Genomic DNA, 17,285 nt, shown 5'->3' with positions numbered 1-17,285 from the left:
AAACCACATCCGCCTGGACCGAGATCAGGGAACACCCGAAACCCAATTGCAGGATAATTTGCCGGGCGTTCGAAAGTTTGCGATAATCTTGGGTTTCGCCCAAAGCTGATTCATGGCATTGGGCACAAAGGAAGAGTTATGAAACGCACCTACCAACCATCCAAGACACGTCGCGCCCGTACCCACGGCTTTCTGGTTCGCATGAAAACCCGTGGCGGTCGCGCTGTGATCAATGCACGTCGCGCCAAAGGCCGCAAGCGTCTGGCTGTCTAATGCCTTTTCAGCCGTGTCGCTGTGGCCTGTTGCCGCGGCCGCCGGTTGATCTCAGGGTTTGGCCATCGTGCAGCGTTTGAAAACACGCCCACAGTTTCAGGCCGCCCTGGCGGGTGGAACAGTCTCGCGCACAGCGCACTTTGCGTTGCACCGCCTGACATTGACCCCAGCCGCAGACATTTCCTTGGCACCTGCTGAACAAGTTGGGCCTGCACCCTCAGCGGAGCAGGCCCTTTTTGGCTTGTTTGACGTTTGGCTGGGTGCCATGGTGCCCAAACGCTGGGCGCGCCGCGCGGTGACGCGCAACGCCATCAAACGCCAGATTTACAACGTGAGCGAGCGTTTTGTCGATCGCTTGCCGGTCGCTGCCCACGTGGTGCGCCTGCGCACCACGTTTGACCGCCAACAATTCATCAGCGCCACGTCTGAGCACTTGAAGCTGGCTGTGCGGCAAGAGCTCGAGCAATTGTTCGAGCGCGCCACTCGCCCCCAAACGGCAGAGGCTCGCGCATGACCATTCAGCGTTTGTTGATGGGCGTGGTGCGTGGTTACCGCTTGCTGTTGAGCCCTTGGCTGGGATCGTCTTGCCGCTTTGAGCCCACTTGCTCGGTCTATGCCTTGCAAGCGCTTGAACGTCACGGCGCCATGGCTGGCAGTTACCTCACCATTCACCGCCTGGTGCGCTGCGGTCCTTGGTGCGCGGGTGGTCATGATGCTGTTCCCCTGCAAGCACCCCGCTTGTTCTCTGATTTGTTATCTCCTACTTCGTCAAAGAAGACCCCATGAACGATATCCGTCGCACCATCCTTTGGGTGATTTTTGGTTTTTCCATGGTCCTGCTGTGGGACCAGTGGCAACTGTCCAACGGCAACAAGGCCACTTTCTTCCCGAAACCGGAGCTTGCTGCCTCAGCCCCAACGCCGGCTGCACCCGCTGCTGGCGCCAATGCCGTGCCCACAGCGACGCCTGCAGCAGCGGCGGCCGCCACGCCTGGCCAAGTGCCTTCGTCTGCACCGGCAGCCACAGCGGCACCCCGCGAGAAAATCGAAGTGGCCACCGATGTGCTCAAACTCAGCTTTGACACCGAGGGCGGCTCCTTGGTGCGCACCGAGTTCACCAAGCATGCCGACTTTGTGGACAGCAGCAAGCCTTTTGTCTTTCTGGACCAAAGCAGCAGCCGCGTGTACGTGGCGCAGACTGGCCTGATCGGGGGCGACTTCCCGACGCACAAATCACCCATGAAGTTCAGCGGCGAACGCAGCCTGAAAGAGGGTCAAAACGAATTGAACTTGCGCTTCGAGTCCGATGTGCAAAACGGCGTGAAATTGATCAAGACCTACACCCTGCAGCGCGGCAGCTACGCCATCGTTGTCAAACACGAAGTGGTCAACACCGGCACGGCCAGCGTGTCGCCTCAGTTGTATTTGCAATTGGTGCGCGATGGCAACAAGCCTGCAGGTGAGTCGTCGTTTTACTCCACCTTCACAGGCCCGGCGGTTTACACCGACGCCAAAAAATACCAGAAGGTTGAGTTCAGCGACATCGAAAAAAACAAAGCCGAAATCGACAAGTCATCGCCCAATGGCTATGTGGCCATGGTGCAGCACTACTTTGCAACAGCCTGGCTGCTGGCAGACGGCATTCAGCGTGAGAACTTCGTGCGCAAAGTCGACACCAACCTGTATGCCGTGGGCATGATCACGCCCTTGGCCGATGTGGCGCCAGGCCAATCCAAAAGTGTGAGCACCCAATTGTTCAGTGGCCCCCAAGAAGAAAAAGTGCTCGAGGCCCTGGCCACTGGCCTGGATTTGGTGAAAGATTACGGCTGGTTGGCCATGCTGTCCAAGCCTTTGTACTGGCTGCTGGACAAGTTGTTCAGCTTCATTCAAAACTGGGGCTGGTCCATTGTGGCGCTGGTGCTCTTGCTCAAAATTGCTTTTTACTGGCTCAACGCCAAGGCTTATGCCAGCATGGCCAAGATGAAGGCCATCAACCCCAAGATCATGGAGATGCGCGAGCGTCTGAAAAACGATCCGCAAAAAATGCAGCAGGAGATGATGCGCATTTACCGTGAAGAAAAGGTCAACCCCATGGGTGGCTGCTTCCCGATCATGGTTCAAATCCCCGTGTTCATTGCGTTGTACTGGGTGCTGTTGTCCAGCGTCGAGATGCGCAATGCGCCATGGATTTTGTGGATCAACGACCTTTCCGCGCCCGATCCGTTCTTTATCTTGCCATTGGTCATGACCTTGACCACCTTGCTGCAGACTGCGCTCAACCCCGCGCCACCGGACCCGATGCAAGCCAAGCTGATGTGGATCATGCCGCTGGTGTTCTCGGTGATGTTCTTCTTCTTCCCGGCCGGCTTGGTGCTGTACTGGATCACGAACAACATCTTGTCGATCGCCCAGCAGTGGATGATCAACACCCGCATGGGCGTACCGCCGCAGTTCAACTTGCCCAAGTTCAAGTAAGAACCCCCAAGCAAAGGGCCGCGCAAGCGGCCTTTTTTTGCTTCACCCTGCCCAAGATCACCAAGACCGCCATGCTTGCCAGACACCAAGAACCCATCGTCGCCATCGCCACCGCACCCGGTCGCGGCGCGGTGGGCATTGTGCGTGTCTCTGGCCGCAACCTTTCATCGCTGATTCAGGCCCTGTGCGGGCGACCACTCAAACCACGTGAAGCCACCTACCTGCCATTTGCTGATGCCGATGGCAGCCCGATCGACCACGGCTTGGCTTTGCACTTTGTGGCGCCGCACTCCTTCACAGGCGAAGACGTGCTGGAATTGCAAGCGCACGGTGGCCCGGTGGTCTTGCAGCTCCTGGTCGCGCGTTGCCTGCAGGCAGCGGCCGAGGTGGACCCGGCCACAGGCCTGCCCAGGTTGGCAGGACTGCGCGTGGCGCAGCCCGGTGAGTTTTCTGAACGTGCTTTCTTGAACGACAAGATCGACTTGGCGCAAGCCGAGGCGATTGCCGACCTGATCGACGCCAGCACCGAAGCCGCGGCGCGCAGCGCCAGCCGCTCCTTGGCGGGTGATTTTTCCAAAGAAATCCATGGGCTGCGCGATGCGCTGATTCACCTGCGCATGCTGGTTGAGGCCACGCTGGACTTCCCCGAAGAAGAAATCGATTTTCTGCAAAAAGCCGATGCGCAGGGGCAATTGACGCGCCTGCAAACGGCACTGCTCACGGTGCTGGGCAAAGCGCGGCAAGGCGCTTTGCTGCGTGAGGGGATCAAGGTGGTGATCGCGGGCCAACCGAATGCGGGCAAAAGCTCGCTGCTCAACGCATTGGCTGGGGCCGAGCTGGCCATCGTCACACCCATTGCGGGCACCACGCGCGATGTGGTGCAGCAAACCATTCAGATTGAAGGCGTGCCGCTGCATGTGATCGACACCGCCGGGCTGCGCGATGGCGAGGGCGTGGACGAGGTGGAGCAAATCGGCATTGCCCGCGCTTGGGGCCAAATAGAAAACGCCGATGCGGTGCTGTTTTTGCACGATCTGACACGCACGGGCCAACCCGAATACGACAGCGCGGACGCCGACATCGCCACAGCCTTGAGATCCCGTGTGCCGGCCAGTGTGGCTGTGGTCGATGTCTGGAACAAGGCCGACGCAGCCCATGCTCTGCAAGAACGCCGTGGCCTGACGCTCTCGGCCCGAACGGGCGAAGGCCTGCAAGCCTTGCGCCAGCAACTGCTGCAACAAGCCGGTTGGCAGCACGCCAGCGAAGGCCTGTTCATGGCACGCGAGCGCCATGTGCAAGCCCTGCACCGCGTGCGCGAGCATTTGGCAATGGCCGACGGCCACCTGGCCGCCCAAGCACAAAGTCTGGACCTGCTGGCCGAAGAGCTGCGCCTGGGCCAAAACGCCCTGAACGAGATCACAGGCGAGTTCAGCGCCGACGATTTGCTGGGCGAGATTTTTTCGCGTTTTTGCATCGGCAAGTGACCCCACTGACGGGGCCTGTTTGCACCAAGTTCGCCTCAGGGAAACCCTCAATAGGTCACGTCAGTGACGCATGCGGCCAGCTGGACGCACGCATGATTGTGGTTTGATGCGCTCTTGCACCGAGTCCCATGACCACCGACACACTTCCCCGCCTCAGCCCCGAGCAAAGCGCTTATTTGCGCGAGCGCTCGGATTGGATGGGCGTCTATTTGGTGCTCCATGCTTGGGGGGTGATGGCTTTGGCGATGGCGTTTTTCATCGCTTGGCCCAATCCCTTGAGCTATCTCATCGCGGTGGTGGTGATTGGCGGGCGGCAACTGGGCTTGGCCATCTTGATGCACGATGCGGCCCATCGGGCCTTGTTCAAAAACACCCGACTCAACGACACCTTGGGCGCATGGTTGTGCGGTTGGCCTGTGGGTGCGAGCCTGTCGCTGTACCGGCCTTATCACCTGAGCCACCATCGGCACACACAACAAAAGGAAGATCCAGACCTGATCTTGTCGGCCCCATTTCCCATCAGCCAAAGCAGTTTTTGGCGCAAGATGCGACGCGACATCTTGGGCATCACCGGCTACCAGCGACGCATGGATGCTTTGCGCATGGAAATGGGCGATGACCCCAATCGCCTGCAGCGCTGGCACAAGTTGTTTCAGGCGGAAAAATATTTTGTCTTGACCAACTTGGTCATCTTCGCCATCACCGCTGCAGCCGGTGTCGGGTGGGCTTATTTCGCTTTGTGGCTGCTGCCCTTGCTGACATGGTACCAAGTGATCAGCCGCATCCGCAACATCGCCGAGCATGCGGTGGTGGGTGACAACAACGACCGCCTGCGCAACACCCGCACAACCCTGACGAACTGGGGTATGCGCCTGGTGCTGGCCCCCTACTGGGTCAATTACCACCTGGAGCACCACCTCTTTGTGTTCACGCCGTGCTGGAAATTGCCGGCCGCGCACCGCATGCTGATCCAACAAGGTTGGGGCCCCCGCATGGAGTTGGCGCAGGGCTATCTGGCCGTGTTGCGCCAAGCGGTGTCCAAGCCGCACGATGGCCCCCATGAGCGCGCACCGCGGGACGCTCGCAAGCGGTCCTCACTCATCTGAGCCAGCCTGGCGCCAAGGACGGAACGGGCACAACGACGCCATCAGCAGGTGACCTTCTGGGGTCGGCAAGGTGCTCGAATGCACCAAGCCTGTGCCACCCACCCCTGGTCACACAAGAGACAGGACCACGGGATAACCATGTGTTCATAAAGACTTTTCTGACATCAAAATGACATTGCACTTTTTCATTTTTTGTCCTGGTAAAAGGCCCAATGTCTGAAGAAATCATTCTGGAAACCCGTGGACTGATCAAGGAGTTCAAGGGTTTCATTGCCGTCAACGGCGTCGATCTGCGTGTCAAACGGGGGCAGATTCACGCACTGATCGGCCCCAATGGCGCAGGCAAAACCACGGTGTTTAACCTGTTGACCAAGTTTTTGATCCCGACCAAGGGGCAAATCCTGTTCAACGGCCATGACATCACGGCAGAAAAACCCTCCCAGGTGGCGCGCCGTGGCATTGTTCGGTCCTTCCAAATTTCGGCGACCTTCCCCAACCTCACGGTCATGGAGAACGTGCGGATCGGTTTGCAACGGGCCACCGGCACCTCGATGCATTTTTGGCGCTCTGAGCGCAGCCTCAATCAACTCAATGACCAAGCCATGGCTTTGTTGGACCAGGTGGACTTGGGCGGCATGGCTGACCTCACGGCGGTCGAGTTGCCTTATGGCCGCAAACGCGCTTTGGAGATCGCCACCACCTTGGCCATGGAGCCCGAGTTGATGCTGCTCGACGAGCCCACACAAGGCATGGGCCATGAAGACGTGGACCGCGTGACGCAGTTGATCAAAAAAGTCGGTGCCAACCGCACCATTTTGATGGTGGAACACAACATGAACGTGGTCTCCAAAATTGCCGACACCATCAGCGTCTTGCAACGTGGGCAGGTGATCGCCGAAGGCCCCTACGGCGTGGTGTCACAAAACCCGCAAGTGCTGGAAGCCTACATGGGCACGACAGACAACCAGTTGGAGGGTGCCCATGGCTGAGTCCAAAGAAATGCTGCGCATCAGCCAGCTTCAAGCCTGGTACGGCGAGTCCCACATCCTGCACGGGGTGGACCTGACGGTGAACGAAGGCGAGGTGGTGACCTTGCTCGGGCGCAATGGCGCAGGCCGCACCACCACGGTCAAATCCATTTTGGGCCTGGTGGGCAAGCGCACCGGCTCCATCACCATCAAGGGCCAAGAAACTGTGAATTGGGCACCGCACCAGATCGCCAAACTGGGCATCGGTTACTGCCCTGAGGAGCGTGGCATTTTTTCAGCGCTAACTTGCGAAGAAAACCTGTTGTTGCCACCGGTGATCGCCCCCAACGGCATGTCGGTCGAAGAGATCTACGACATGTTCCCCAACTTGCTGGAACGCCGCAACAGCCCCGGCACCCGCCTGTCGGGCGGCGAGCAGCAAATGCTCGCCGTGGGCCGCATCTTGCGCACAGGGGCTCGATTTTTGCTGCTCGACGAAATTTCCGAAGGTCTGGCGCCCGTCATTGTGCAAGCCTTGGCACGCATGATCACGGCCCTCAAAGCCAAAGGCTTCACCATCATCATGGTGGAGCAAAACTTTCGCTTTGCCGCGCCGCTGGCCGACCGGTTTTACGTGATGGAACATGGCCAGATGGTGGAGAGCTTTACGGCACAAGAGCTGCCCTCCAAGATGGGGATGTTGAACGAGTATTTGGGTGTCTGATTTTTTTTCTAACTGGAGACAACACGATGAAACGCAAACTTCTTTCCCTGGCCGCTCTGGCCACTTGCGCCTTCGCTGGCGGCGCGCAAGCCCAAATCTCTGACGGCATCGTCAAGATTGGCGTGCTCAACGACATGTCGGGTCTGTACTCCGACATCACCGGCCCCGGCTCGGTGACCGCCGCCAAGATGGCGGTGGAAGACTACGTCAAAGCCACCAAGAGCACGCTCAAAGTGGAAATCGTGGGCGCTGACCACCAAAACAAACCCGACGTGGGCTCCAACGTGGCACGCCAATGGTTTGACACCGACAAAGTTGACATGATCGCCGACGTGCCCACATCTTCTGTGGGTCTGGCGGTGGCCAAAATTGCCAGCGACAAAGGCAAGCTGCACGTGAACTCTGGCTCGGCCACGGCCGATCTGTCGGGCAAGGCCTGCAATGCCAACACCATCCACTGGGCTTATGACACCTGGATGCTGGCCAACGGCACCGGCAAGGCCATTGTCAAAAGCGGTGGTGACTCCTGGTTCTTCTTGACCGCGGACTACGCCTTCGGCCACGCCCTCGAGCGCGACACCGAAGCCGTGGTGGTCAAGAACGGCGGCAAAGTGGTGGGCAAAGTGCGCACGCCCTTCCCCACACAAGACTTCTCTTCTTTCTTGCTGCAAGCACAAGCCTCCAAAGCCAAAATCATTGGCCTGGCCAATGCGGGTGGTGACACCACCAACTCGATCAAGCAAGCGGCCGAGTTCGGCATCACCAAAGGCGGCCAGAACCTGGCCGGCTTGTTGGTCTTCTTGCCCGACGTTCACTCACTGGGGCTGAACATTGCACAAGGCTTGATGCTGACCGAGACGTTCTACTGGGACTTGAACGACAACACGCGCGCCTTCAGCAAGCGTTTTGCTGCAGCTCAGGGCGGCAAGTACCCATCGATGGTGCAAGCGGGCGTTTACTCCAGCGTGATCCACTACCTCAAGGCCGTGGATGCCGCCAAAACCGATGACGGCACCAAAGTCGCCGCCAAGATGAAGGAGTTGCCCACGGATGACCCCTTGTTCGGCAAAGGCAGCGTGCGCGCTGACGGCCGCAAGATCCACCCCGCTTACCTCTTCCAAGTCAAGAAGCCTGCTGAATCCAAAGGCCCATACGACTACTACAAGCTGGTGGCCACCATCCCTGCCAACGAGGCGTTCCGCCCATTGGCTGAGAGCGATTGCCCACTGGTCAAGAAGTAACCACACCACTTTGTTCAAGCAAGTCGAGACATCATGGAAATCTTTGGCATACCTTCGCAAGCCCTGTTCGGGCAATTGCTGATCGGGCTGATCAACGGCTCTTTTTACGCATTGCTGTCGCTGGGCCTGGCCGTGATTTTCGGCTTGCTGAACATCATCAACTTCACCCATGGCGCCCAGTACATGCTGGGCGCCTTTGTAGCCTATCTGGGCTTGACCAAACTGGGCATCAATTACTGGGTCGCACTGGTGGTCACCCCTGTGGTGGTGGGTGCCACCGGGATGCTGATTGAGCGCACCATGCTCAAACAACTGTACAAGCTGGACCATCTTTATGGCTTGCTGCTCACCTTCGGTCTGGCCTTGATCATTCAAGGTTTGTTCCGCCACGAATTTGGCTCATCTGGCATGCCCTATCCAGTGCCCGAAGTTTTCATGGGTGCATTCAACACGGGCTTCATGTTCCTGCCCAAGTACCGCGCTTGGGTCATTGTGGCTTCGCTCGTGGTGTGCCTGACCACCTGGTACGTGATCGAGCGCACCAAGCTGGGCGCCTACCTGCGTGCCGCCACTGAAAATCCCAGCTTGGTGCAGGCTTTCGGCATCAACGTGCCGCGCATGATCACCCTGACTTATGGCTTCGGCGTCGGACTGGCCGCTTTTGCAGGGGTCATGGCTGCGCCCATTTACCAAGTCAACCCCACCATGGGCGCTGACATCATCATTGTGGTGTTTGCCGTGGTCGTGATTGGCGGCATGGGCTCCATCATGGGCGCCATCCTCACGGGCTTTGGTCTGGGCCTGATTGAAGGCCTGACCAAGGTGTTCTACCCCGAAGCTTCCAGCACGGTGATTTTCATCATCATGACCATTGTTCTCTTGATCAAGCCTGCCGGGTTGTTCGGCACCCAGAAATAAGACCATGACCACAGTCTCGACGCCCTCCTACAAGACCCAGTCGTTCACCCACCAGTGGGTGGCTTTCACCATCATGGTGCTGGTGCTGGTCATTGCCCCGATTTGGGTTTATCCGATCTTCTTGATGAAGGTCATGTGCTTTGCCTTGTTTGCCTGCGCCTTCAATTTGTTGATCGGTTTTGGTGGCCTGCTGTCTTTTGGCCACGCCATGTTTTTGGGCACCGCCGGTTATGCCGCGGCCCATGCCGCCAAAGTCTGGGGCTGGAACCCTGAACTGGCGGTGTTGTTCGCCACGGCCTGCTCAGCGCTGTTGGCCTTGGTCACGGGCATGCTGGCGATTCGGCGTCAAGGCATCTACTTCGCCATGATCACCCTGGCATTTTCGCAAATGGTGTTCTTTTTCTATCTCCAAATGCCCTTCACGGGTGGCGAAGACGGCATCCAGTCGGTGCCACGTGGCAAGTTATTTGGCGTGTTTGATCTGTCAGATAACTCGGCCATGTATGTGTTTGTGCTGGCCATCTTCCTGGCCGGTTTTGCGCTGATTTGGCGCATCATTTATTCGCCCTTTGGCCAGATTCTGAAGGCCATCCGCGAAAACCAGGACCGAGCCATTTCACTCGGATACGACACCGACATGTTCAAGTTGATCGCTTTTGTGATTTCAGGCGCCTTGGCGGGTACGGCTGGCGCCACCAAGTCACTGGTGTTCCAACTGGCCTCGCTGACCGACGTGCATTGGTCCATGTCGGGTGAGGTGGTGCTGATGACGCTGCTGGGTGGCCTGGGCACTTTGTTCGGGCCTGTGCTGGGCGCAGCCGTGATCGTGAGCATGCAAAACTACTTGGCCCAGTTTGGCGCATGGGTCACCATCATCCAAGGGGTGATTTTTGTGATCTGCGTGCTGGCTTTCCGCCGCGGCATCATTGGCGAAATTGCCAACTGGATCAAGAAACCGCTTTGATCTCGGCCCTCATCTGGGCGTGGGCTCCCCATCAAAAATCGCCTGTTCTGAGCTGCCCCCAAAAGTTGGACGCGCAACCGAGATGGGTGGATTTTTACAGGGTCAGGCTCTGGTGCTTCAGCGCATGAAGGTCTTCACGTGATCCGCCCCCAAGCCCACGCTTTCAAAGTGCGCTCGGTACTTCTCAATGCGGGTGAACACGTCGTCGTAGCCGGTGGCGTTGCCTTGGGGGTCCACATACATCAAAGCACCATGCACGGTGAACATCGTCACCATGTCTTGGCAATCATCGGGCACCACCAAGGTGTGCGTCTCCCCCGGTGGTTCAAAGACGTAACTGCCCTCTTCGGCCACCCAGTCGTGCTCCAAGTACAACCATTTGCCGCGCAGCACATGGGCATGCACCATGCCCGAATGGCGATGGCGCTGCAACAGGCCAGAGCGTTTGACTTTGAGCAAATGCACATAAAACCCAACCGTCACATTCAGGTGCAAAGGGCGTGACCAGATACCTGGTGCGATGGGCGCCCACAGGCGCGCATCGTCGGTCTGCACATCGTGCACCACCATGTCCGGGGCCATGCCCCAGGGTTGTGGCTTGGCATAGGGAACGCGGTCATCAACGGCCGCAGGCGGGAGGTGATTGGCGCTCATGGGACGGTTTGGGCCAAATGAAAACACCCAGCTTAAAACGGGGCGACCGGCTTGTCAGCGCTGTGCGCGACAGCCCTCAAAGCCCCTCGCAGAACGCATGGCTTCAACCTCGCAAGAGTTTTTCTTCGGCCAGCGCCAAGCTTTGGGATCGTCCGGACAGCACCAGCGTGTCGCCCGAAAAGAGTTCGGTATCGTCGGTCACTTGGTCAGACTGACCATGGGCGCGGCGAAGATTGACCACACGCACACCCATGGCATGAAAAGCCAGATCTTTGATCTGTTTACCCAACCAGGGCGACGCCAAGGGCAGTCCCACGGTGGTCAAACGCTCGTGGTCAATTTCATCCAGCGTGTCGTCGTCTGCGCCATGAAAGTAGCCCCGCAGCAGGTTGTAGCGGGCGTCGCGCTGCTCTTGCACGATACGGATCACGCGTCGCATGGGCACGCCCACCAGCGCCAGCGCGTGGCTGGCCAGCATGAGCGAGCCCTCAAGCGCTTCGGGCACCACCTCGGTCGCCCCAGCCAATTGCAATTTTTCAAGGTCCAAATCGTCTTGTGTGCGCACGATCACCGGCACCTGAGGCGCGTGACTGTGGGCGTGGTCCAACACCTTCATGGCGGCGGGGACGTCCAAGTAGGTGATGACCACCGCGCTGGCGCGTGCCAACCCAGCCGCCATCAGTGACTGCAATCGTCCGGCATCGCCAAAAACCACCGAATCCCCCGCCGCTGCCGCTTGGCGCACCCGATCCGGGTCCAAGTCCAACGCCATATAGGGAATATTTTCCTTTTCAAGCATGCGCGCCAAATTTTGGCCGCAGCGTCCATAGCCGCAGATGATGACGTGCTTGCTGGTGTTGATCGATTTGCGCGCGATGGTGGTCATTTGCAAAGACTGCTGCAGCCACTCGCTGCTCACCACTTTGAGCACGATCCGGTCGCTGTGCATGATCATGAACGGCGTGGCCATCATGGACAGCACCATGCTGGCCAACACCGGGTTGAGCAAAGCCGGTGGAATGATCTGGCTTTGCGCCCCCAGCGTGAGCAACACAAAACCAAACTCACCGGCTTGTGCCAAATACAAACCCGTGCGCAAGGCCACACCGTTGCTGGCACCGGTCATCTTGGCCAAAGCCGACACCAGCACCAACTTGAACAGCACCGGCAGTGTGGTCAAAATCAACACCAGCGGCCAGCGCTCAACCACGATGTGCCAATCCAGCATCATGCCAATGGTGATGAAAAACAGACCCAGCAACACATCGTGAAAGGGCCGGATGTCCAACTCCACCTGGTGCTTGTACTCGGTCTCGGAAATCAGCATGCCCGCGATGAAAGCGCCCAGCGCCAAACTCAGACCGGCCAGCTCGGTGATCCAGGCCAGCCCCAGCGTGACCAGCAGCAGGTTCAATACAAACAGCTCTTCGCTCTTGCGCCGCGCCACCAAAGTCAGCCACCAGCGCATGACCCTTTGACCTCCGGTCATCAGCAAAGTGATCAAAACAGTGGCCTTGGCTGCTGCCAGCAGCAAAGCCGACAACAACTCTTCCGCCGGGGCACTCAGGGCCGGGATCATCACAATCAAAGGCACCACGGCCAAATCTTGAAACAACAAAACGCCGACCACACGTTTACCGTGCTCTGACTCCAGCTCCAGCCGATCTGCCACCAGCTTGACCACAATCGCGGTGCTGCTCATGGCCATGGCGCTCGACAACGCCAAGGCCGTTTGCCACTCCATCTTCCAAAGTGTTGGGGCCAACGTGGCCACAAACAATGAAAAAACGGTCACGATGAGCAAGGTCAACAACACCTGCAGCAGGCCCAAGCCAAACACGTGACGCCGCATCGAGCGCAACTTGGGCAAATTGAACTCCAGCCCGATCACGAACATCAAGAACACCACACCAAACTCGGCCAAATGCTTCACGCCCTCAGAGTTCTGCGCGAGGGCCAGGGCGTTGGGGCCAATCACCACGCCCACGGCCAAGTAACCCAACATGGGCGGCAACTTGAGCATGCGACAGCCGACCACCCCCAGCACGGCAGCCAGCAAATACAACAAGGTCAATTCCAAAGCGCCCATGTGGTGATGTTAACAAGCGCATGTGACCGCCCTGTTTCATGCACGGCGTCTCGCAAGGGCTTGTCAGCAGCGCCCTGCATGCGCCCGATAAAATGGCCCCATGCCCGTCACCTCTGCCCACACCCTTCAACTCGCACGCGAGACCTTGGACATTGAAGCGGCAGCTTTGCTGCAAGCGAAAACCCGGCTGGATGATCGCTTTGTCGACGCCGTCAAATTGGTGCTGAGCGTGCAAGGCCGTGTGGTCGTGACCGGTATGGGCAAGAGTGGGCACATCGGCCACAAGATTGCGGCCACACTGGCCTCCACGGGGACCCCAGCCATGTTTGTCCATCCCGGCGAAGCCAGCCATGGCGATTTGGGCATGATCCAAGCCATCGACGTGGTCCTGGCGATCTCCAACAGCGGCGAGAGCGATGAACTGGTGGCGATCTTGCCGGTCCTCAAGCGCTTGGGCGTGCCCCTGCTGGCCATGACCGGCGGACTGAGCTCCTCACTGGCTCGCCACGCCGACATCGTGCTCGATTGCTCGGTGGACAAAGAGGCCTGCCCCCTGAACTTGGCGCCAACCGCCAGCACCACGGTGCAGCTGGCCATGGGCGACGCTTTGGCGGTGGCGCTGCTGGATGCGCGAGGCTTCAAACCCGAAGACTTCGCGCGCTCCCACCCCGGTGGTGCTTTGGGCCGCAGGCTGCTCACGCATGTGGCCGACGTGATGCGCCAAGGCGATGCGGTGCCCCGGGTCAGCCCCGACACCGCATTCACCGCACTCATGCGTGAGATGAGCAGCAAAGGCTTGGGGGCCACCTCCGTCACCGATGTCGACGGGCGCGTATTGGGCGTTTTCACGGATGGCGACTTGCGCCGCTTGATCGAGAAGGGCACAGACCTGCGCAACCTCAAAGCCTGCGATGTGATGCACGCCAACCCCCACACGATCCGCGTGGATGCATTGGCCGTTGAGGCCGCCGAAATCATGGAGCAGCGCCGCATCACCAGCATTTTGGTGGTGGACGGGAGCGGCTTGCTGTGCGGCGCCCTCAACACCAACGACCTGATGCGGGCCAAGGTGATTTGACATGCAAGACCTCATCCCCGCCTTGAACTACGCGCCCGAATTGCTCTTGCAAGCGCAAGGCATACGCGTGGTTTTCTTCGATGTCGATGGCGTGCTCACCGACGGGGGGCTGTACTTTTCCGAATCCGGCGAAACCCTCAAACGTTTTCACACGCTGGATGGGCAGGGCCTGAAGTTGCTGCAACAAGTGGGCATCACGCCCGTGGTGATCTCCGGGCGCGACTCGCCCGCACTGCGCTTGCGCCTGCAAGCCTTGGGCATCACCCATGCGCGTTTGGGTACCGAAGACAAGCGCCCCGCGGCCGAAGAATTCCTCCAGATGCTGGGACTGACTTGGTTGCAAGCCGCCGCCATGGGTGATGATTGGCCCGATTTGCCCTTGATGCAACGTGCGGCTTTTGCCTGCGCACCAGCCAACGGCCATGCGCAAGCCAAGGCCTTGGCCCACCACATCACCGCAGAACGAGGCGGCGAAGGTGCTGTCCGCGCCCTGTGTGATGTGCTGCTGGTGGCCTGTGGCCACTATGCGGCACTTCTGGCGCAAGTGGGCGTCAACGCCCACAACGGACCCTCTGCATGAAACTGCGCCGCCTCTTGGATGCCCTGAGCGTTTACTTGCCATTGATCGTCATGGCCTTGCTGGCCTCTGGGAGTTGGTGGCTGGTGCGCAGCGCACCAACCATGGTCTACCCTGAAAGCGATCCGCCATTGCGGCAGGACCCGGACTACCGCCTGAGCGATTTTTCTGTCAAATCCTTCAACCAAAACGGCCAAATGGTGCGAGAACTGTCGGGCAAAACGGCGCAACACTTTCCCGCCACAAAAGCCTTGCACATCGAAAAAATTCGCATCTTTGCCCAAAATGAATCGGGGGACCGCTTGCTGGCGCAAGCCCAGCAGGGCATTGCACGTGACGATGGCACGCAGGTCACCTTGCTCGGTGGTGCACAGGCCATCCAGCGTCCTCAAGCCAACCGCCCCCCCATCGAACTGCGTGGCGATCGGTTGATCGCCTTGCCCGATGAAGACCAAGTGGTCTCCGATGACCCCGTGCGCATCACCCGTGGCGCCGACATTTTCACGGCCAACACCATGAGTTTCAACAGCCGCACCGGGGCGTACACCTTGCAAGGGCGCGTACGAGGCAGTTTGGCTGCGAAATCAGCCCAGCCCTGAAAGCGTGTTGGCCTCAGCCGGAAACGACAAAGCCCTGATCACAGGGCTTTGTTTGGGGGCCAAGGCCGCTCATGCGTGAACGGCCGGGGTCATGTTTCAGTAGTTGTTGTCACCACCGTAACCACCACCACCTTCACGGCGTCCACCGCCACGGGGACCTGCGCCGTAGGGGCTGCGGAAGCCGCCGCCGCCACCTTCGCCACCCCCCTCACGGCGACCGCCGTAGCCGCCGCCGCCTTCACGGCCGCCGCCATAGCCGCCACCGCCTTCACGGCCGCCACCATAACCGCCACCACCTTCACGTGGACCACCGTAACCGCCGCCACCTTCGCGACCGCCGCCGTAGCCACCACCCCCTTCACGACGTCCACCACCGCCAAAACCGCCGCCACCAAAACCACCGGTGCGGGGGGGGCGTGCCTCCATGGGGCGCGCTTCGTTCACCACCGCATTGCGACCACCCAGAGGTTGGCCGTTCATGCCGTTGATGGCCGCTTGCGCTTCAGCATCGCTGCCCATTTCCACAAAGCCGAAGCCTTTGGACCGACCGGTGTCACGTTCCATCATGACCTTGGCGCTGGTGACAACACCAAATTCACTGAAGGCTTGTTCCAGATCGTTGTCACGAACCGAATAAGGCAGGTTGCCGACGTAAAGTTTATTGCCCATGAAAGGGACTCCTCAAAACACAAAGATTAAAGCGATGGAGCTCCGACAACGCATACGACATACCTGAAAACATCGGACGAAAAGCGAAACTGATGGGGTCACCGCAAACATGACTTCCTTGCCGGTGACAAGAAAGCCACCGAATTATGAATGACAGAACCAAGCAAAATGCAAGAGGGAAATCCCCTTACCCCCAGTGAATGCAGGGCTTGCCACACCGATGTGTTGTTTTACCAACTCACTTCGCGGTCAGGCGTGGCACTGATTTTGTGAATGCTCAAGTCTGCGCCGTCGTATTCCTCCTCTTGGCTGAGTTTCAGACCCAGCGTCATTTTGAGAAGGCCATAAATCACCAAGCCACCGAACAAGGCCCACACGACACCCATGGCTGTGCCGATCAACTGGGCTGACAAATTCACGCCACCCAAGCCACCCAAACTGGTCGTGCCAAATATGCCTGCGGCAATGCCACCCCAAGCACCACAAACACCATGCAAGGGCCAAACGCCCAAAACGTCGTCAATCTTCCACTTGTTTTGGGTCAAGGTGAACATGACCACGAACAAGCCGCCCGCCACCGCACCCACCACCAATGCACCAAATGGGTGCATCAAGTCAGAGCCGGCACACACCGCCACCAAACCAGCCAAGGGTCCGTTGTGCACGAAACCTGGGTCATTTTTGCCCATCAGCAAAGCGACCAGCGTGCCGCCGACCATGGCCATCAAGGAGTTGACTGCCACCAAGCCCGATATCTTGTCGAGTGTTTGTGCACTCATCACGTTGAAACCGAACCAGCCCACGATCAAAATCCACGAACCCAAGGCCAGGAACGGGATGCTGGAGGGTGGGTGCGCTGAAACCTGACCGTCTTTGCGGTAACGGTTGTAGCGCGCACCCAAGAGCACCACAGCGGGCAATGCAATCCAACCGCCCATGGCATGCACCACCACCGAGCCTGCGAAATCATGGAACTCGTCACCCGTGACCGCCTTGATCCAGGCCTGCACCCCAAAGTGCTGGTTCCACGCAATGCCCTCAAAGAAGGGGTAGACAAAGCCAACGATCACCGCGGTGGCAATGAGTTGGGGCCAAAACTTGGCACGCTCGGCAATGCCGCCCGAAATGATCGCTGGAATAGCGGCTGCAAAGGTCAGCAAGAAAAAGAACTTGACCAAGTCGTAACCGTTTTTGGCAGCGAGTTGCTCGGCGCCCACAAAAAAGGTGGTCCCATAGGCCACGCTGTAACCGACCACAAAATAGACCACCGTGGACACCGAGAAGTCAACCAAGATCTTCACCAAGGCATTGACTTGGTTCTTTTTGCGGACCGTGCCCAGCTCCAAGAACGCAAAACCGGCGTGCATGGCCAAGACCATGATCCCGCCCAACAATATAAATAGCGCATCTGCGCCCTGTTTCAGTGCTTCCATGACCATCTCTTCAGGAGTTTTGATTTAAATTGGT

General features: G+C 58.8%; 18 protein-coding genes. 14 read left to right on the top strand and 4 right to left on the bottom strand.

The annotated features are described in order from the left end of the window. Positions 1-138 precede the first annotated feature (138 nt). From rpmH to ACHEXK_RS15560, 11 genes are all read left to right on the top strand, one after another. Complete coding sequence (gene rpmH / locus ACHEXK_RS15610; RefSeq protein WP_005798102.1) at positions 139-273, top strand: 50S ribosomal protein L34; 135 nt, start codon at positions 139-141, stop codon at positions 271-273. 67 nt (positions 274-340) lie between these two features. Next, on the top strand, positions 341-787 hold the full coding sequence (locus tag ACHEXK_RS15605; RefSeq protein ID WP_416547222.1) for a ribonuclease P protein component: 447 nt from the start codon (positions 341-343) through the stop codon (positions 785-787). Continuing rightward, positions 784-1,059 carry a membrane protein insertion efficiency factor YidD gene (gene yidD, locus ACHEXK_RS15600; RefSeq protein WP_416547221.1) on the top strand — a complete coding sequence of 92 codons (276 nt, stop codon included), beginning with the start codon at positions 784-786 and terminating at the stop codon, positions 1,057-1,059. Before ACHEXK_RS15605 ends, yidD begins: the two co-directional genes overlap by 4 nt. Then, positions 1,056-2,747 (top strand): membrane protein insertase YidC, encoded by a 1,692-nt coding sequence (gene yidC / locus ACHEXK_RS15595; RefSeq protein ID WP_416547220.1) that lies wholly within the window; start codon positions 1,056-1,058, stop codon positions 2,745-2,747. Before yidD ends, yidC begins: the two co-directional genes overlap by 4 nt. A 71-nt stretch (positions 2,748-2,818) precedes the next feature. Continuing rightward, a complete protein-coding gene (gene mnmE / locus ACHEXK_RS15590) occupies positions 2,819-4,231 on the top strand; it encodes a tRNA uridine-5-carboxymethylaminomethyl(34) synthesis GTPase MnmE (RefSeq protein WP_416547219.1) in 1,413 nt (470 codons plus the stop codon). Positions 4,232-4,359: 128 nt separating this feature from the next. Beyond that, on the top strand, positions 4,360-5,337 hold the full coding sequence (locus ACHEXK_RS15585; protein WP_416547218.1) for a fatty acid desaturase family protein: 978 nt from the start codon (positions 4,360-4,362) through the stop codon (positions 5,335-5,337). 212 nt (positions 5,338-5,549) lie between these two features. Next, positions 5,550-6,326, top strand: a complete 777-nt coding sequence (locus ACHEXK_RS15580; protein ID WP_416547217.1) for an ABC transporter ATP-binding protein — start codon at positions 5,550-5,552, stop codon at positions 6,324-6,326. Next, positions 6,319-7,029, top strand: coding sequence for an ABC transporter ATP-binding protein (locus ACHEXK_RS15575; RefSeq protein WP_416547216.1), 711 nt, complete (start codon positions 6,319-6,321; stop codon positions 7,027-7,029). Before ACHEXK_RS15580 ends, ACHEXK_RS15575 begins: the two co-directional genes overlap by 8 nt. 26 nt (positions 7,030-7,055) lie before the next feature. Further along, complete coding sequence (locus ACHEXK_RS15570; RefSeq protein WP_416547215.1) at positions 7,056-8,270, top strand: ABC transporter substrate-binding protein; 1,215 nt, start codon at positions 7,056-7,058, stop codon at positions 8,268-8,270. Positions 8,271-8,300: 30 nt separating this feature from the next. Further along, the gene (locus ACHEXK_RS15565) at positions 8,301-9,188 is read left to right on the top strand and encodes a branched-chain amino acid ABC transporter permease (RefSeq protein WP_416548974.1); all 888 of its coding nucleotides are present in this window, start codon (positions 8,301-8,303) and stop codon (positions 9,186-9,188) included. Positions 9,189-9,192: 4 nt separating this feature from the next. Beyond that, positions 9,193-10,152, top strand: a complete 960-nt coding sequence (locus ACHEXK_RS15560) for a branched-chain amino acid ABC transporter permease (RefSeq protein WP_416547214.1) — start codon at positions 9,193-9,195, stop codon at positions 10,150-10,152. 117 nt (positions 10,153-10,269) lie between these two features. Here ACHEXK_RS15560 and ACHEXK_RS15555 read toward each other — a convergent pair whose 3' ends face one another. Together ACHEXK_RS15555 and ACHEXK_RS15550 are read right to left on the bottom strand one after the other, a co-directional pair. Further along, positions 10,270-10,806, bottom strand: coding sequence for a 2,4'-dihydroxyacetophenone dioxygenase family protein (locus tag ACHEXK_RS15555; RefSeq protein WP_416547213.1), 537 nt, complete (start codon positions 10,804-10,806; stop codon positions 10,270-10,272). Between the two features lie 103 nt (positions 10,807-10,909). Continuing rightward, positions 10,910-12,895, bottom strand: a complete 1,986-nt coding sequence (locus ACHEXK_RS15550; protein ID WP_416547212.1) for a cation:proton antiporter — start codon at positions 12,893-12,895, stop codon at positions 10,910-10,912. Between the two features lie 100 nt (positions 12,896-12,995). Between ACHEXK_RS15550 and ACHEXK_RS15545 the strand changes: the two genes are divergently transcribed. From ACHEXK_RS15545 to lptC, 3 genes are read left to right on the top strand one after another with little or no spacing between them, the layout of a single operon-like run. Then, entirely contained in the window at positions 12,996-13,973 is a 978-nt protein-coding gene (locus tag ACHEXK_RS15545) for a KpsF/GutQ family sugar-phosphate isomerase (protein ID WP_416547211.1), read from the top strand. Position 13,974: 1 nt separating this feature from the next. Then, positions 13,975-14,553: a KdsC family phosphatase gene (locus ACHEXK_RS15540; protein ID WP_416547210.1), complete on the top strand. Its 579-nt coding sequence runs from the start codon at positions 13,975-13,977 to the stop codon at positions 14,551-14,553. Beyond that, a complete protein-coding gene (gene lptC, locus ACHEXK_RS15535; protein ID WP_416547209.1) occupies positions 14,550-15,149 on the top strand; it encodes an LPS export ABC transporter periplasmic protein LptC in 600 nt (199 codons plus the stop codon). Before ACHEXK_RS15540 ends, lptC begins: the two co-directional genes overlap by 4 nt. Before the next feature lie 96 nt (positions 15,150-15,245). Here lptC and ACHEXK_RS15530 read toward each other — a convergent pair whose 3' ends face one another. Further along, positions 15,246-15,818, bottom strand: a complete 573-nt coding sequence (locus tag ACHEXK_RS15530) for an RNA recognition motif domain-containing protein (RefSeq protein ID WP_416547208.1) — start codon at positions 15,816-15,818, stop codon at positions 15,246-15,248. Between the two features lie 230 nt (positions 15,819-16,048). Beyond that, positions 16,049-17,251, bottom strand: a complete 1,203-nt coding sequence (locus ACHEXK_RS15525; protein WP_416547207.1) for an ammonium transporter — start codon at positions 17,249-17,251, stop codon at positions 16,049-16,051. Positions 17,252-17,285: the final 34 nt, after the last annotated feature.

This window comes from Limnohabitans sp. DCL3 (assembly GCF_048019295.1).
In the GTDB taxonomy this organism is placed as follows: Bacteria; Pseudomonadota; Gammaproteobacteria; order Burkholderiales; family Burkholderiaceae_C; genus Limnohabitans_A.
The sequence above is the reverse complement of the archived record's forward strand: the minus strand, read 5'-3'. Positions and strand labels throughout refer to the sequence as shown.

Coding starts and splice junctions, on each gene's coding strand:
- rpmH (WP_005798102.1), top strand. CDS start 139: ATGAAACGCACCTACCAACCATCCAAGACACGTCGCGCCCGTACCCAC.
- yidD (WP_416547221.1), top strand. CDS start 784: ATGACCATTCAGCGTTTGTTGATGGGCGTGGTGCGTGGTTACCGCTTG.
- yidC (WP_416547220.1), top strand. CDS start 1,056: ATGAACGATATCCGTCGCACCATCCTTTGGGTGATTTTTGGTTTTTCC.
- mnmE (WP_416547219.1), top strand. CDS start 2,819: ATGCTTGCCAGACACCAAGAACCCATCGTCGCCATCGCCACCGCACCC.
- ACHEXK_RS15585 (WP_416547218.1), top strand. CDS start 4,360: ATGACCACCGACACACTTCCCCGCCTCAGCCCCGAGCAAAGCGCTTAT.
- ACHEXK_RS15580 (WP_416547217.1), top strand. CDS start 5,550: ATGTCTGAAGAAATCATTCTGGAAACCCGTGGACTGATCAAGGAGTTC.
- ACHEXK_RS15575 (WP_416547216.1), top strand. CDS start 6,319: ATGGCTGAGTCCAAAGAAATGCTGCGCATCAGCCAGCTTCAAGCCTGG.
- ACHEXK_RS15570 (WP_416547215.1), top strand. CDS start 7,056: ATGAAACGCAAACTTCTTTCCCTGGCCGCTCTGGCCACTTGCGCCTTC.
- ACHEXK_RS15560 (WP_416547214.1), top strand. CDS start 9,193: ATGACCACAGTCTCGACGCCCTCCTACAAGACCCAGTCGTTCACCCAC.
- ACHEXK_RS15555 (WP_416547213.1), bottom strand. CDS start 10,806: ATGAGCGCCAATCACCTCCCGCCTGCGGCCGTTGATGACCGCGTTCCC.
- ACHEXK_RS15550 (WP_416547212.1), bottom strand. CDS start 12,895: ATGGGCGCTTTGGAATTGACCTTGTTGTATTTGCTGGCTGCCGTGCTG.
- ACHEXK_RS15545 (WP_416547211.1), top strand. CDS start 12,996: ATGCCCGTCACCTCTGCCCACACCCTTCAACTCGCACGCGAGACCTTG.
- ACHEXK_RS15540 (WP_416547210.1), top strand. CDS start 13,975: ATGCAAGACCTCATCCCCGCCTTGAACTACGCGCCCGAATTGCTCTTG.
- lptC (WP_416547209.1), top strand. CDS start 14,550: ATGAAACTGCGCCGCCTCTTGGATGCCCTGAGCGTTTACTTGCCATTG.
- ACHEXK_RS15530 (WP_416547208.1), bottom strand. CDS start 15,818: ATGGGCAATAAACTTTACGTCGGCAACCTGCCTTATTCGGTTCGTGAC.
- ACHEXK_RS15525 (WP_416547207.1), bottom strand. CDS start 17,251: ATGGAAGCACTGAAACAGGGCGCAGATGCGCTATTTATATTGTTGGGC.